At 34.9% G+C, this 15,844-nt stretch carries 17 protein-coding genes; 6 read left to right on the forward strand and 11 right to left on the reverse strand.

Going from position 1 to position 15,844, the window contains the following annotated elements; all coding sequences use genetic code 11:
* Positions 1-2: 2 nt before the first annotated feature.
* A complete protein-coding gene (locus ACTF54_RS10035) occupies positions 3-161 on the forward strand; it encodes a hypothetical protein (protein ID WP_347196103.1) in 159 nt (52 codons plus the stop codon).
* A gap of 99 nt (positions 162-260) precedes the next feature.
* On the opposite strand, the gene hemN is transcribed toward ACTF54_RS10035, so the two are convergent.
* From hemN to tgt, 8 genes are all read right to left on the reverse strand, one after another.
* On the reverse strand, positions 261-1,625 hold the full coding sequence (hemN, locus tag ACTF54_RS10040; protein ID WP_438969273.1) for an oxygen-independent coproporphyrinogen III oxidase: 1,365 nt from the start codon (positions 1,623-1,625) through the stop codon (positions 261-263).
* A gap of 3 nt (positions 1,626-1,628) precedes the next feature.
* A complete protein-coding gene (locus tag ACTF54_RS10045; protein WP_347196105.1) occupies positions 1,629-1,916 on the reverse strand; it encodes a hypothetical protein in 288 nt (95 codons plus the stop codon).
* A gap of 219 nt (positions 1,917-2,135) precedes the next feature.
* Positions 2,136-3,320, reverse strand: a complete 1,185-nt coding sequence (locus ACTF54_RS10050; protein ID WP_438969312.1) for an asparagine synthetase B — start codon at positions 3,318-3,320, stop codon at positions 2,136-2,138.
* Between the two features lie 207 nt (positions 3,321-3,527).
* Positions 3,528-5,069, reverse strand: a complete 1,542-nt coding sequence (dnaB, locus tag ACTF54_RS10055) for a replicative DNA helicase (protein WP_347196107.1) — start codon at positions 5,067-5,069, stop codon at positions 3,528-3,530.
* Between the two features lie 290 nt (positions 5,070-5,359).
* On the reverse strand, positions 5,360-6,313 hold the full coding sequence (locus tag ACTF54_RS10060) for an acetyl-CoA carboxylase carboxyltransferase subunit alpha (RefSeq protein WP_347196108.1): 954 nt from the start codon (positions 6,311-6,313) through the stop codon (positions 5,360-5,362).
* 166 nt (positions 6,314-6,479) lie between these two features.
* Positions 6,480-7,379 carry a DMT family transporter gene (locus tag ACTF54_RS10065; RefSeq protein WP_438969274.1) on the reverse strand — a complete coding sequence of 300 codons (900 nt, stop codon included), beginning with the start codon at positions 7,377-7,379 and terminating at the stop codon, positions 6,480-6,482.
* Entirely contained in the window at positions 7,366-8,436 is a 1,071-nt protein-coding gene (locus tag ACTF54_RS10070) for an LptF/LptG family permease (protein WP_347196110.1), read from the reverse strand. Before ACTF54_RS10070 ends, ACTF54_RS10065 begins: the two co-directional genes overlap by 14 nt.
* A complete protein-coding gene (tgt, locus tag ACTF54_RS10075) occupies positions 8,436-9,566 on the reverse strand; it encodes a tRNA guanosine(34) transglycosylase Tgt (RefSeq protein ID WP_347196111.1) in 1,131 nt (376 codons plus the stop codon). Before tgt ends, ACTF54_RS10070 begins: the two co-directional genes overlap by 1 nt.
* 284 nt (positions 9,567-9,850) lie before the next feature.
* Between tgt and ACTF54_RS10080 the strand changes: the two genes are divergently transcribed.
* Both ACTF54_RS10080 and ACTF54_RS10085 read left to right on the forward strand, forming a co-directional pair.
* Entirely contained in the window at positions 9,851-10,696 is an 846-nt protein-coding gene (locus ACTF54_RS10080; protein ID WP_347196112.1) for a transketolase, read from the forward strand.
* Between the two features lie 31 nt (positions 10,697-10,727).
* Positions 10,728-11,681 carry a transketolase family protein gene (locus ACTF54_RS10085; protein ID WP_347196113.1) on the forward strand — a complete coding sequence of 318 codons (954 nt, stop codon included), beginning with the start codon at positions 10,728-10,730 and terminating at the stop codon, positions 11,679-11,681.
* A gap of 70 nt (positions 11,682-11,751) precedes the next feature.
* Here the strand turns inward: ACTF54_RS10085 and ACTF54_RS10090 are convergent, their stop codons facing one another.
* A complete protein-coding gene (locus tag ACTF54_RS10090) occupies positions 11,752-12,402 on the reverse strand; it encodes a hypothetical protein (RefSeq protein WP_347196114.1) in 651 nt (216 codons plus the stop codon).
* A gap of 174 nt (positions 12,403-12,576) precedes the next feature.
* Positions 12,577-13,743, reverse strand: a complete 1,167-nt coding sequence (locus tag ACTF54_RS10095) for an FKBP-type peptidyl-prolyl cis-trans isomerase (RefSeq protein WP_347196115.1) — start codon at positions 13,741-13,743, stop codon at positions 12,577-12,579.
* Between the two features lie 81 nt (positions 13,744-13,824).
* On the opposite strand from ACTF54_RS10095, the gene ACTF54_RS10100 reads away from it, so the two are divergent.
* From ACTF54_RS10100 to ACTF54_RS10110, 3 genes are read left to right on the forward strand one after another with little or no spacing between them, the layout of a single operon-like run.
* Complete coding sequence (locus ACTF54_RS10100) at positions 13,825-14,199, forward strand: RNA-binding S4 domain-containing protein (RefSeq protein ID WP_347196116.1); 375 nt, start codon at positions 13,825-13,827, stop codon at positions 14,197-14,199.
* A complete protein-coding gene (locus ACTF54_RS10105) occupies positions 14,196-14,777 on the forward strand; it encodes an SAM-dependent methyltransferase (protein ID WP_347196117.1) in 582 nt (193 codons plus the stop codon). The genes ACTF54_RS10100 and ACTF54_RS10105 overlap by 4 nt, the downstream gene beginning before the upstream one ends.
* A complete protein-coding gene (locus ACTF54_RS10110) occupies positions 14,777-15,271 on the forward strand; it encodes a phosphoribosyltransferase domain-containing protein (protein WP_347196153.1) in 495 nt (164 codons plus the stop codon). Before ACTF54_RS10105 ends, ACTF54_RS10110 begins: the two co-directional genes overlap by 1 nt.
* Here the strand turns inward: ACTF54_RS10110 and ACTF54_RS10115 are convergent.
* Positions 15,263-15,790 (reverse strand): shikimate kinase, encoded by a 528-nt coding sequence (locus ACTF54_RS10115; protein ID WP_347196118.1) that lies wholly within the window; start codon positions 15,788-15,790, stop codon positions 15,263-15,265. The two genes, ACTF54_RS10110 and ACTF54_RS10115, sit on opposite strands and share 9 nt — an antisense overlap.
* Positions 15,791-15,844: the final 54 nt, after the last annotated feature.

Below are 15,844 nucleotides of genomic sequence, written 5' to 3' on the forward strand. Positions count from 1 at the left end.
TTATGAAATTAACATCTATACTACCTTTAGTAAACTGGGGAATGGGATCTATTATAATAGGAGTTTTTGCCGTTGTATGCATCGCAATGGTATTGATCATTTACAATATGGTCAATAGTGATAAAAAACAGAAAACCGATTCTAATTCTACGATAGAATAGATATTCAGTTGATATATCAATCTACCTTAAAACATACCTCATTAAAAAAGCCATTTCAAAAATTTGAAATGGCTTTTTTAAAATTTGACAATTTAAAAATCAAACTGTCATAGAAAACAATTGGGTTTCTGGCATTTTTCTTTGCAGTCTTAAGTCAAATGGTAGGCATATATTTCTAACATAGGCTCTTCCCTTTTCTGTAACCATCAATTTATTGCTATGCAACTCTAATAAGTTGTCCTGTTCTAGTTCTATAAGGCTAGATAAAACGTCTGGAAGTTCTTTAAAGTAAAGTGAATCATCACTCCAAGAGGTTTCAAATGTACACATGAGATTAGAGATATGCTTTCTAATAATTAAATCTTCAGCAGTTAAAATATGACCTCTGTAAACAGGTATCTCTCCATCTTCTACCAGACTTTGATACTCTTCTAGATTCTTTACGTTTTGTGCAAAACTATACCAGGAATCACTAATAGAAGAAACTCCCAAGCCTATCATCACTTGTGTCTTGCTAGAATTATACCCCATAAAATTGCGATGTATAGTTCCAGTCTGTTGTGCTTTATAAAGTGAATCTGTTTGTAAAGCAAAATGATCCATTCCTATTTCTACATATCCAGCTTTTGCAAGTAATTCCTTACCTATTTCATATTGCTGGCGTTTAATCGCTGCACTAGGTAAATCACTGTCTTTAAAACCGCGCTGCCCATTTCCTTTTATCCATGGTACGTGCGCATAACTGTAATAAGCGATGCGATCTGGTCGTAATTCTATAGTTTTCTCTATTGTATGAATTACATTTTCAATAGTTTGAAAAGGCAATCCATAAATAATATCATGTCCTACAGACTCATAGCCTACTGCTCTAGCATTTTCTGTCGCTTGCAATACATTTTCAAAAGGTTGAACACGATTTATAGCTTTTTGAACAGATATATTATAATCTTGAACACCATAACAAACGCGATTAAAACCTAACTTATTTAAAGTAGACAGATGTTTAAAAGTGGTGTTATTAGGATGACCTTCAAAACTAAATTCTACATCATGAGCTTTATCTGCCATAGAAAAAATTTGAGTCATTAAATACTCCAGGTTCTCAGCAGAAAAAAACGTAGGTGTTCCTCCACCTAAGTGTATTTGCTTGATCCTTGGCTTTTCTTCAAATAAAGCTAAATACAATTGAAATTCTTTAATGACAGATTCCATATAAGGAACCTCTACTTTGTGGTTTTTAGTAATGCGTTTATTACATCCACAGAATGTACACATGCTTTCACAAAATGGCAAATGAATATAAAGACTGATACCTTCTGTAGCGTTACTTTCTTTAAAACTCTTTTGTAACGATTCTTTCCAACCAGAAACAGAAAAGCTATCCTGATCCCAATAAGGAACTGTAGGATAGCTGGTATATCTAGGTCCGGCTACATTATACTTAGAAATGAGCGAGCTACACATAGATTATAAAATAAAATTACACGCTGCAATAATGGAACATATTGCCACACTTGCAATAGCAGCTTTTAAAACTAGCTTAGGCTTCTGTACCGTTAATATAGAAGCAAGAACGGTAGTACATAAAACTACTATTGTAAACACCTCAAACATTTCAAAAAGACCACTTCCATTTTGAAATATGGACATCACAGTAATTCCTCCTAAACATGTACAAACTATTATTGCAATAGAAGCATAAAGCATAAAATGATCTTGCCAGTCTTTTTCTAGTTTTAAATACATCATACTCATATCAATTTCTTTTAATGATTATGGTACAAATTTACAGGCAACACCTAGTTACAAACGATGACTTTTATCAGCTTTGAATATCCTTTAAGTTTTTTGAATAAGAATATTATAGCTTTCGCAAAAGCGGAATCATAAACGTCTGCGATGACCTCAACCCTGTTAGATAGTATGGAATAAAGCTCGTTTTACATTTAATAGACAGACCTAAAGCAACTCAAATCAAGTCTTCTGCTTTTTCTTTCTCGCTGCTGGAAACAACACATTGTTTAATATCAAGCGGTAACCTGGGGAATTAGGATGTAGGCTCAGTTCAGTCGGTGGATCTCCTACTCTATGCTGGTAATCTTCTGGATCATGACCGCCGTAAAAAGTAAAAAATCCTTTACCGCGTATACCATGAATATATTTTGCTTCACTATTAGTTCTATTTTCTCCCAAAACCAATACATTTTTCTTTACTTCAGGTCTATTGAAACTAGTAGTCTGCCCCATAAATCCTTTTACTAGACTGGTATGATTTTGATTGAGCATAGTAGGGATAGGATCCCATTTTGCACTAAAATCCATTAAGGAAAAATAATCCAATTCTCGTTTAATTTTACGCTTTTCGGTCATATCAATAGAGCTGAATTCGTAAACCATAGGTGACCTTTCTAGGCTAAAATCTGTAAACGCAAAAGTCTTTGAATAATCTATCTTATTTTGGTAACCAGCATCACTCGCGTCACCATCAAACATAGGCTCTGCGATATCCACACCTTCGGCACTTAAGGCTATATCAAAACTATCTGTCGCACTACACATGGCAAACATAAATCCGCCACCGACTACATAGTCTCTAATTTTAAGAGCTACATCACGTTTTGCCTCACTTACTTTACCGTAACCTAGCTTTTGAGCTAGTTCTTCAGCCTGTTTCTTTTCTTTTATATACCACGGCGCTGCTCTAAAACTGCGATAAAACTTACCATATTGTCCAGTAAAATCCTCGTGATGTAAGTGCAGCCAGTCGTATAACAAAAGCTGGTCGGTAAGCACTTCTTCATCATAGACTTTGGTATATGGAATTTCTGCATAGGTAAGCACCATGGTAACCGCATCATCCCATGGCAACGCTCCAGAAGGTGTATAAACGGCTATTTTAGGAGCTTTTTCTAGTAGGACTTCCTGCATATTTTGAGATGGACTGGCTACAAGTTCAAGAATAGAACTCACCTCGCCTTCACTCATTTCTTCATAACTGACACCTCTTACCGTAAGCTCATTTTTGATTTCTTGTACATTAGGAACTAAAAATGATCCACCACGATAATTGAGTAACCACTTTACTTTTGTTCCTTTAGAAAGAATCCAGTAGGAAATTCCATAGGCTTTTAAGTGGTCTGCCTGTGTTTCAGCATCCATCGGTATGAACAAATATTGTGACTGTGCAAATAGGCCACTAGCACAGAATAGTAAGAGTAAGATATATCTTTTAAACATTCTTTTCAATTATTGAGATCTCGCTTTCGCGAAAGCGGAATTAAACACCATCCATTCACGATACTAGCGATGCACTAATATAAGGATTGGGTGCGAGATGAGAAACAATAATCAAACCAAGTTTTTGATCTAAAACGGCATGTCGTCGTTAGGAATGCCAAAGGCATCACCAGGATTTCCAGCTTTAGGACTATCAAAAGGATCTGCTTTGAAGGTGTCATCATTTGCAGCGTTCATTTTAGACCCAAATTCTTCCGGTGGAGTGAAAAATTGATCCAGGTTATCAAACTTACCGAATTGTCCCATAAACTTCAAACGTATCGAATCTGTCGCACCGTTACGGTGTTTTGCAACAATAAATTCACCTTGACCAGCCGTAGGACTGCGGTCATCATCATCCCATTCTTCTAGACCGTAATATTCTGGTCTATAGATAAATGATACGATATCTGCATCTTGCTCGATCGCTCCAGATTCACGCAGGTCAGAAAGCAACGGTCGTTTTGATCCTCCACGAGATTCTACCGCACGAGACAATTGTGAAAGAGCAATTACAGGCACAGAAAGTTCTTTTGCAAGTGCTTTTAAATTACGCGAGATAGTAGATATTTCTTGTTCACGATTACCACCTTTATTACCAGTTTGAGCAGTCATTAATTGCAAATAATCAATCATGATCAATTTAATGCCGTATTGTGAAGCAAGTCTTCTACATTTTGCACGCAAGTCAAAAATGGATAGCGACGGCGTGTCATCAATAAAAATAGGTGCTCTTTCCAGGTCCTTAACCTTAACATTTAATTGTTCCCATTCATGTGGTTCTAATTTTCCAGTACGCAACTTTTCAGAACTTAAACCAGTTTCTGAAGAGATCAAACGAGTAATTAACTGAACAGAACTCATCTCCAGAGAAAAGAAAGCAACAGGTATATCGCTTCCTACTGCAATATTACGTGCCATACTAAGTGTAAAAGCTGTTTTTCCCATACCTGGACGTGCAGCAATAATAATTAAATCAGACGGCTGCCATCCACTAGTTAATCGATCAAGATCAGTAAATCCTGATGGTATTCCAGAAAGTCCATCGCGATTTGCTATTTCTTCTATACGTTCTTTTGCCTGACGTACGAGATCCATAGCTGTCTCTGTACTTTTTCTAATGTTACCTTGTGTAACTTCATAAAGTTTAGATTCTGCTTTATCTAGTAAATCAAAAACATCAGTAGATTCTTCATAAGATTCATTAATAATTTCTGTAGAAATTTTAATTAAACTACGTTGAATATACTTTTGAAGAATGATCCTTGCATGAAACTCTATGTGTGCGGTAGAACTGACTAATTGTGATAATTGAACCAAATTATGGTCACCACCAGAAGCATCTAGTTTTTCCATTTTACGCAACTGTGCACTAACGGTTAACAAGTCGACTGGTTTCCCTTCTTTGAAGAGAATGTCTATGGCTTCAAAAATAAATTGATGGTTTTTTTGATAAAAAACCTCTGGAGTAAGAAGGTCGATAACCTCATCAACCCCTTTACCATCGATCATCAATGCACCTATAACAACTTTCTCTAAATCAACTGCTTGAGGTGGTATCTTTCCTTTTTCAAGCGTTACAACAGAGGTATTTCCTGAAATAATATTAGGGCGTTGTTGAACTTTTTCCATAGGATTCAAAAGTAGGGTTTTAAATGGGTTTTACTCGATTAGGGTTATGATACAGTCATCAACAATTACTATAAAATTGAGGTTTACAACCTGTTAATAACCGTTAGTTTTTTGTGAAAGCTAGTGAGCACCGCTATTCACAAAAAATAAATAATTTTTTTGAACTTAATTTTAAAGTTGATAAATCATTTAGACAATCAAATTTTTAAATTAGGCGGTTAAAAAAGCTACAAAGTCATTTTGAAAACTTTGTAGCTTGTATAGTAAAAAACTAAATTCTTCTAAAGTGTTTATCCTTTGAAAACACCCATGTTTGCATATTTATCCATACGCTGCTCTACGAGTTCTTTAGCATCTAATTTCTTTAACTCTTCATAATGTTGTGTAATACATTCAGCAACAGATTTGAACGTCGTCTCTCTGTCTTTATGAGCACCGCCGATGGGTTCTTTTAAAATCTCATCAACTAACTTAAGTTTCTTCATATCTGTAGAAGTCAGCTTCAAGGCATCTGCAGCTTGTTCTTTATATTCCCAGCTTCTCCATAAAATAGAAGAACAAGATTCTGGTGAGATAACAGAGTACCAAGTATTTTCTAACATCACTACTCTATCGCCTACACCTATACCTAACGCTCCGCCACTGGCTCCTTCACCTATAATCATCACAATAATTGGCACTTTGAGGCGTGTCATTTCAAGTATATTTCTTGCAATCGCTTCTCCTTGACCACGCTCTTCTGCTTCAAGTCCAGGATAAGCACCTGGAGTGTCAATTAAAGCTACAACTGGCACACCAAATTTTTCGGCACTTTTCATTAAGCGCAAGGCTTTTCTATAACCTTCTGGATTTGCCATACCAAAGTTACGGTACTGACGTGTTTTTGTATTAAAACCTTTTTGCTGACCGATAAACATGAAACTTTGTTCACCTATTTTACCTAATCCGCCTATCATGGCTTTGTCATCCTTCACATTGCGATCACCGTGTAATTCTAACCACGTGTCTCCACAAATTGCTTTTATATAATCTAAGGTATATGGACGACTAGGATGACGTGACATTTGCACACGTTGCCATGCCGTAAGGTTTGCATAAATATCTTTACGAGTTGCTTTAAGCTTTTTCTCTATTTGTTTGATGGTCGCACTTACATCTACATCACTTTCTTCACCTAAGGTAATGGTTTGCTGATACTTCTCTTCCAGCTCCTTGATCGGTAATTCAAATTCTAAATACTCCATATAAGGGGATTCGTTTTTTGGGTAGACAAATATAGTAATATGAGATGAAGTATAGGTGAAATTGGTTTTGAAGTTGTGAACTGAAAAGATAATTGAGTTCTTCTTTTAAAAAAGGTATTGGGAAAAACTAGAGAAATCGAGCATTTCTAAACTAGATTTCGTCAGTTTACTTCTTAGAAAGTTTAGTTTTTAGGATACCGTTAGCAATAATGACTAAAACAATTACTACCGCACCAATGTAAAATTGAGGTGTCATTTCTTCTGAATCACCTAAGATCAAGTAAGCAAGAAAAATACCGTAGACTGGTTCTAGGTTTATGGTTAACATAACCGTATAGGCACTTAAAAACTTCATCACTTTTACACTTGCTATAAATGCGTAAGCTGTACAAACAGAAGCCAAGATACCCAACCACAACCAATCCATCGATGTTAATTCTGATGGCATTACAAAATCAACTGGCAGAAACACAAAAAACAAGGACAACAATATCACACCACTTAACAGTTCGTAAAAAGAAATCAAAGACGGCGGATTCTCTTTTGCCCATTTTACGTTCATAATGGAGAATATAGCACTGAGCAATGCGCTGACCAATCCTAAAATCATTCCTACCACATAGTCAGTTTCAATCTGAAAAATGTAATATAAAGCTCCTATTATAATGACCCCAAAAATAAGCTCATACCAAACAAATTTCTTTGACGTAAAAATAGGCTCTAGTAAAGCTGTAAAGAATGATCCCATACTTAACATAGCAAGAGTTACAGAAACGTTGGATTCTTTAATTGCGCCAAAAAAAGTGACCCAGTGTAAGGCGATAACCACGCCCGCAAGTAGGAAACCTGAAATCCGCTTTCGCGAAAGCGCACCTTTACCAAATAACTGAAAGGGAATTTTCTTCCATTTCATATAAATGAATATCAGAACTACTGCCATACTCATACGCCACCAGACTAATGGAATGGATTCAATACTAATCAAGGCACCCAATACTGCGGTAAAACCCCAGATGAATACTATAAAATGTAGGTGTAGGTAATTAAGGAGTTTATCGTCTCGCATTTCTAATCAGGAAAAATGCTACTACAGCAAAGAATATATTAGGAAACCAAACTGCAATCCATGGATTGAACGTACTTTTTTCTGCGATGGTTCCAAATACCTTATCTAAAAACACATAAGTCATCGCTATAACAATACCTATGGCTAGATTCATACCCATTCCACCACGTTTTTTTACTGAAGAAACGGCAACCGCAATAATGGTAAAAATAAATGCACTTACAGGAATGGATGTGCGTTTATATTTTTCTACATAATAAATATTTAGATTGCTATTACCTCGTTTTTCTTCTAACTCGATAAATTTATTGAGTTCTGTGAATGTTTTTGTTTCCGCAATGTAATCGGTTGGTGTTAATTCGTCTATATCAAAGCTAAAAAGAGTATCCTTTTTCTGCTCACGTTCAATTATTTCGCCATTTTCTAGTATGGTTCTTTTTTTGTAGCCAGTTAAGGTATAAATGGAATCTTTAAATTTGATTCTTTGTGCATAAATTTTATACTTAAGATCGATACCATCAAAATGTTCTAGGGTAAAGTCAAAACCATTTTTATTAGAAGGCTGATAATTACTTACATAAATATTTTCATTATCATTAATTTGTCTAAAGACATTGGTAGTATTCTTATCATCACCTCTTCTAAAGTATTTGCTTTGAAATTCATTAAAACCAGAAGAAGCATTGGGTACAAATACAGCACTAAATATTAAAGCAAAAACACAAACAATAGTTGCTCCTATAATGTAAGGTCGCAAAAATCTATTGAAAGATACCCCAGAACTTAGGAATGCAATTACCTCTGTATTCATCGCTAGCTTTGAGGTAAAAAACATGGTAGAGATGAAAAGAAATAATGGAAAAAGGAAATTAGAAAAATAAATGGTGAAGTCTAACAAGTAAATGATTACCTCACCAGCAGGAACATCCTTTGCTATAATTTTCCCTACTTTTTCAGCAATATGTACTGTTACCATGATAGGCAAGAAAAGCACTAATAAAAGTGCAAATGCTCCTAAATACCTCTTTAGTATATATTTATCTAATATACTTAACACTAGAGTCTATTATCCATTTGTTTTACCATTTTATCTTTCCAAGTTCTAAAATCACCTGCAAGAATATGCTTGCGTGCCTCTCTCATTAACCACAAATAGAAAGAAAGATTGTGTATGGTACAAATTTGTCTTCCTAACATTTCATTTACTGTAAATAAATGTCTAACGTAAGCCTTAGTGTAAGCGGTATCTACCCATGCATAATTTGCTGGATCTAATGGACTAAAATCTTCAGCCCATTTTAAGTTTTTCATATTCATCGTACCGTTTGCGGTAAAAATCATACCATTGCGACCATTACGAGTAGGCATCACACAATCAAACATATCAACACCTAAAGCCACATTTTCTAATAAATTAATAGGTGTTCCAACACCCATGAGATAACGTGGTTTTTCCTTAGGTAATATAGCAGTAACGACTTCAGTCATTGCATACATTTCATCTGCAGGTTCTCCAACAGAAAGTCCACCTATTGCGTTACCAAATTGGTCTGCTGCCGCAATAGCTTCTGCACTTTGTTGTCTTAAATCAACATACGTACTTCCTTGAACTATAGGGAAAAGCGTTTGTTTGTGACCGTAAAGATCTGGAGTGTTATCAAACCTAGTGATACATCTCTTTAACCATCGATGCGTCATGTGCATACTGCGTCGTGCATAGTTATAATCACAAGGATAGGGCGTACATTCATCAAATGCCATAATGATATCTGCACCTATACTGCGTTGTATATCCATGGCACGTTCTGGTGTGAACGTATGATAAGAGCCATCGATATGAGATTTAAACTTCACACCTTCTTCCTTGATCTTACGATTAGAACTTAAAGAATACACTTGATAACCACCAGAATCGGTAAGGATAGGTCGTTGCCAGTTCATAAATTTATGAAGACCACCAGCTTTCTCTAGAATTTCCGTACCAGGACGTAAATATAAATGGTAGGTGTTTCCTAGAATAATATCTGGATTCACCTCTTCTTCTAACTCGCGCTGGTGTACACCTTTTACAGTACCTATTGTCCCAACAGGCATAAAAATCGGTGTTTCTATTTTTCCGTGATCCGTATGAATAACTCCTGCTCTCGCCTGACTTTGTGGATCGTTTTGTAATAAATCAAATTTCATGGATGGCAAAGATACTTATATGAACTCGAATATAAACTCGAATTTAAATTGAAAGCTTTTGAAACAAATCGTTCAAGTAGAGAGTTTGTGAAGTGTTACGCTTTCGCGAAAGCGAGATCATTACAAACAAGATTTTAAAATTATTTTAAAACTTAGGTTTTATTTTTTTTCATTTATATCAATTTGTTCACAAAACGCCTGATATCGTTAATAACTGATAATCTTAAAAATTTATAACAAACTACAATAGACCTAACTTTGAAGGATCATTAAAAAACTCTAAAATGGCTGATACACAGCACTTAAAAGATTTAGTATCTCAAGTACGTCGCGATATCTTGAGACAAGTACACGCAGTAAGTAGCGGGCATCCTGGTGGATCACTAGGTTGTACAGAATTTTTAGTAACCCTTTATAATGAGGTTATGGATCATGAGCCATCTTTTAATATGGATGGTAAAAAAGAAGACTTATTCTTTTTATCTAACGGTCATATCTCTCCTGTACTTTATAGTGTACTGGCTCGCGCTGGTTACTTCCCTGTTACAGAACTAAGCACCTTCAGAAAGCTTAATACAAGATTACAAGGTCACCCAACTACTCATGAAGGTTTACCTGGAGTACGTATTGCTAGTGGTTCTTTAGGTCAAGGAATGAGTGTTGCTATAGGTGCAGCAGCTGTAAAAAAATTAAATGGTGATAACAAAACCATTTTTACACTTCACGGTGATGGAGAACTTCAAGAAGGTCAGATATGGGAAGCAGCCATGTATGCAGCAGCAAATAAAGTAGATAATTTAATTTCTACTGTAGACGTTAACGGACAACAAATAGATGGAAGTACCGATCAGGTTCTTGCATTAGGGGATTTAAGGAATAAGTTTGAATCTTTCGGTTGGAAAGTAATCACTGTTACAAGAGGTAATGATGTAGATGCTGTTCTAGCAGGTCTTACCGAAGCTAAATCACTTACTGGAAAAGGCCAACCTATCTGTATTCTTTTGCACACAGAAATGGGTAATGGTGTAGATTTTATGATGGGATCGCACGCATGGCATGGTATTGCTCCTAATGATGAGCAACTGGCTGAGGCATTGAAACAAAATCCAGAAACTTTAGGCGACTATTAATTAAAATCATCTGCCCAGCAGATTTTTAGATATGAAAATTTACGAAAACACAGGAAGTAAGGACACGAGATCAGGTTTTGGCGATGGACTTACTGAACTAGGACAAAAAAATAAAGATGTAGTTGCACTTTGTGCAGATCTTACTGGATCACTTAAAATGAACGCATTTGCAGCTAATCATCCAGATCGTTTCTTTCAAGTAGGTATTGCAGAGGCTAACATGATGGGAATGGCTGCCGGAATGACTATAGGTGGTAAAATACCGTTTACAGGAACTTTTGCTAACTTTTCCACTGGTCGTGTTTATGATCAAATCAGACAAAGTATTGCTTATTCTGATAAGAATGTGAAAATTTGTGCTTCTCACTCAGGTCTTACTTTAGGTGAAGATGGCGCTACACACCAGATTCTTGAAGACATAGGATTGATGAAAATGTTACCTGGAATGACGGTAATCAATACTTGTGACTACAATCAAACCAAAGCAGCAACTCTAGCTATTGCAGAGCATCATGGACCTGTTTATTTAAGATTTGGGCGTCCTAAAGTAGCAAATTTCACTCCTGTAAATGGAGCGTTTGAAATAGGAAAAGCTGTAATACTTCAAGAAGGAACGGATGTAACAATTATTGCTACGGGACATTTAGTTTGGGAAGCTCTAGAAGCTGCAAAAGTTCTAAATGAAAAAGGAATCAGTGCAGAAGTGATCAACATCCACACAATAAAACCTCTAGATGAAGAGGCAATTATAAAATCTGCTAAGAAAACTGGCTGTGTAGTAACTGCTGAAGAGCACAATTTCTTAGGAGGATTAGGTGAAAGCGTTGCAAGAACACTATCGTTGCATCACCCTACTGCTCAAGAATTTGTGGCTACTAATGATACTTTTGGAGAAAGTGGGACGCCTGCGCAATTGCTTGAAAAATATGGTTTGAATGCAGAGAATATTGCACTTAAAGCAGAAAAAGCAATAAAGAGAAAGTAATTTTTCGTTGCTTTTATTTATAAAGTCCTCATCAAATGATGAGGACTTTTTTTATTCATCATTCATCTAATCAGAACCTGTAAGAAACCTTAGGCAACAAGTTAAAAGAATTGATGCTCTTTGTTATGGCACGTTCTAACTTAAATGGTGTGTACTGAAGGTCTAATGATAGTTGTAGCATTGATTGATCTTTAAACAAGAAATCATAAGACAAACCAGGAGCTACAAGTACAGAATTTACACTGCCATAATCTAGAACTGCAACCCCATCATTCTGTACTGGATCTAGAAAAATAGACGCGATTCCTAGGGATACAGATAAAGCCAATTTATTATTAGGCTTTTGATAAAGACATTTATTAAGTTTAATATACCCATTAACAATAGAAGTTGCCTCAATATCAAACTCATCTATTTCATCTGTTAAGATAAAAAATCTTCTCTGTTGAGGAACAGCTAATTGTATCCCTAACTCAAAAGATCTTTTTCTCTTTGAATCTGGTATAACTAAAGCGAGTTCGAACAATGGAGAGCTATCTAAATAATCAGATAAATTCCCCTTAGGCATCCAGTAACCAAAACCTACTTTCAAAAACGCTACTTCTTGAATAGTTTGCCCTTGCCATAATGAATTATTATTAGATGGATTTTGACTTAGGTCCTGCGCATTAGAAAAAAATGAAAAACAAATAAAAAATGTAATACTGTGAATCGTTTTCATAAGATATAGATTTAATTAATCATCAAATTTATAGCGATAAAAACATGGTCATAAGTAATAATCCATAAATCATTTATATTATTTTGTGAAAAACGCAAATAGATATCCATTAAAAAAGGAGTTTTGATAAATAATCAAAACTCCTTTTTTATTATTATGTACTGAAATTTAGACCTATGAATCTGAATCTAAATAATCAGGAACACCATCACCGTCAGAATCTCTAGCGTCGATAGGGTTTCCATTATTATTAGGATCTGCATTCTCTTGGCTAGTTGGAATACCATCACCGTCATCATCAGGATCTAGATAGTCAGGAATACCATCGTTATCTGTATCGCGTGCATCTGCAGGATTACCATTTCCATTAGGGTCTGGTTGCTCAAATCTATTTTGAATTCCATCACCATCAATGTCTATATTCACTTCATCAGCATCGAGATATCCAGGAATACCATCACCGTCTAGATCTTCTGCATCACTAGGGTCTCCATCACCATTAGGATCTGCATTTTCAAGTCTAGTAGGGACACCATCACCATCATCGTCATTATCTACATAATTAAATAATACACCATTATTAACACTATCTCCATCAGTATTGTCATCACCATTAGTTCTCAAACTGAAATCCCCATCTAAATCCTCAAACTTTGAAAATATTCCATCTGCATCATGATCGGTAGTTTTTACTTTTCTCAGTTGATAAGAAAAGATAATAGGTGAATATTGGGGTATTCCTATTTGAAAAAGATTAAAGTAACCCAAACCAGAAGGCATAAACACTGCACCTATTCCAGAATCAGCGTAAGAAAGTGTCCCATCAGGATTTGAAGTTATGCTAGCAGCCTCATTAAGTTCTGTGACACCTGCGGTAAAACCATCTACAACTGAAGGAAGATCAAACCATATTGCATTTGCTGATTCGTCAAACACGGTATTATCTAATAAAGTTCCTCTGTAAGAAACTAATGTACTATCCGCAAATGTAGGCTGTGCTGCGCCACCGCCTTGGCGTACATTTAAAGTATAGTACGTATAATTAATTCCATCTCTTGTCAATGATTTGGTATCAACTTGATTGGAAAGCGGTATTTTTCCTGAATTTACGCCAGCTATCGTATCAAATCTTACAACAAAATCAGTCCCTGAAGGGTTAGTTGCGAACTCTTCATAATTATAAAAGTGAGTATCTAAAAAAGCTTGTAATTCAATTAAATCTTCGGCAAAGACTTCTCCTCGATCTCTTACTACAACATCATTACTATCATCCTCAGATCCACATGAGAATAAGAATAGCACGACTATAATAAAAGTTAATAAATATGTTATTTTTTTCATCATTAATTTTTTGAGCATCCAAAGATACTATTTTCCACTATTTTTGTAGTACCGTGATAACGTTTAATAACAAATCGTCTTATGCGAGTAGATAAATATTTATGGAGTGTACGCTACTACAAAACTAGAAGTAAGGCAACTGATGCCGCTAAAAAAGGACGCATTAAGGTAAATGGTTCTACCATTAAACCATCAAGAGATGTTTATGCTGGCGATATTATAGAGCTACGTAAAGATCAAATAGAATATAAAGTAGAGGTTCTTGATTTACCAGATGGTCGTGTTGGAAATAAAATAGTCAACTTATATCGAGTAGATAGAACACCTCAAGAAAATTTTGATGCTAAAAAACTAATTGCCCTTAATCAAGATTATTATCGAACAAAAGGAGAGGGAAGACCCACTAAAAAAGACCGCCGTGATTTAACTGATTTATTAAATCAAGAAGAAGAATGAATCTAGATGAAAAGTACTGGGAAAATAGATATTTATCGGCAAACACAGGTTGGGATTTAGGTCACATCTCCAAACCTCTCAAAAATATTATCGATAAAATTGAAAACAAATATTTATCCATACTACTTCCTGGTGCTGGAAACTCTTATGAAGCAGAGTATTTGATTGCAAAAGGTTTTAAAAATGTAACGGTTTTGGATATTGCATCACAACCATTAGTTCGTTTGAAAGAAAGACTAGCTGGCAACATAAATCTTCGTGTACTTCAAGAAGATTATTTTGACCATATCGGAAGGTATGATCTTATATTAGAACAAACATTCTTTTGTGCGTTAGAGACTCGCTTTCGCGAAAGCTATATTAAAAAAAGCTATGAATTATTAAAAAAAGAAGGTTGGATAGAAGGTGTTTTATTTGATTTTAAGGCCGAAAGAAATGAACCACCCTATTCTGGATCTAGAGAAGAGTACATAAATTTGTTTGAAAATTACTTTGAAATTATCAAACTATCCAGATGTCTAAATTCTGAAACATCTAGACAAGGAAAAGAATTGATTATTAAAATGAAAAGAAAATGATGAAAAATGAAATTTTGGATCACAAACAGGTTCAGCATAAAATAAGAAGAATTGCTTATCAAATTGCCGAAGTATACTTAAATCATGATCACATTATTCTCGCTGGAATTGCAAACGGAGGTTACACTTTTGCCAAAGAATTAAAAAAGGTGCTTTCTGGAATTATCGCTACCGAGGTGAAATTATGCAAAGTTATTGTCAATAAAGTAGATCCTTTACAACCTGTAAACACCAATCTTAAGCCAGAAGAATATACAAATAGTGGGGTGATAATTTGTGATGACGTATTGAATAGTGGAACAACATTAATCTATGCCGTTAAACACTTTTTAAATGTCCCTTTAGATAGATTGAAAACTGCGGTATTAGTAAATAGAAACCATAAAAAGTATCCAGTAAAAGCAGACTTTAAAGGCATCTCTTTATCCACCACGATGGAAGAACATATTGAAGTAAATTTAGATACTAAACCATATAATGTTACTTTAAAATAACAGAGGAATAATTTTTTCAATAATTTGTTCAGTAGATTCATCAACTATTTGAATACGTTCTTTAGCTTGATTATAAAATGGTCTTCTTTCAAACAGATGTTTCCCTATAAATTCAGTCAATTCTTGTGCAGAATTAATATTATTAAGTATAGGTCTATGTTCGACCTCATCCTTAAGCCTTTTAATCAATGTAGAGATATTTACATCCAAATAAATAGTAAGAACTTCTTCGCGATTATTTAGAAACTTCATGTTATTAAAATAGCAAGGAGTACCACCTCCTAATGATAAAACAAAACTATCATCTCTTTCGATAATTTTATCAAGAACAGTTTTTTCAAGTTTTCTAAAGTAAATTGCTCCTTTCGAGTCAAAGATTTGGGGAATAGTACTTTTTTCAAAATTTTCTATTTCATCATCTAAATCAATCGAAGATACTTGTAATTTTTTTGCAAGTTCCTTTGACACAGTACTTTTACCAGACCCCATATAACCTAATAAAATAATTTTAAAAGCCATTTCTCTATCTTTTTTTAATTTGAATTTATTTTTGGAAAATTAATCTAAAAAAAA

Origin of the sequence: Nonlabens sp., assembly GCF_965657255.1 — a bacterium.
Lineage (GTDB): Bacteria > Bacteroidota > Bacteroidia > Flavobacteriales > Flavobacteriaceae > Nonlabens.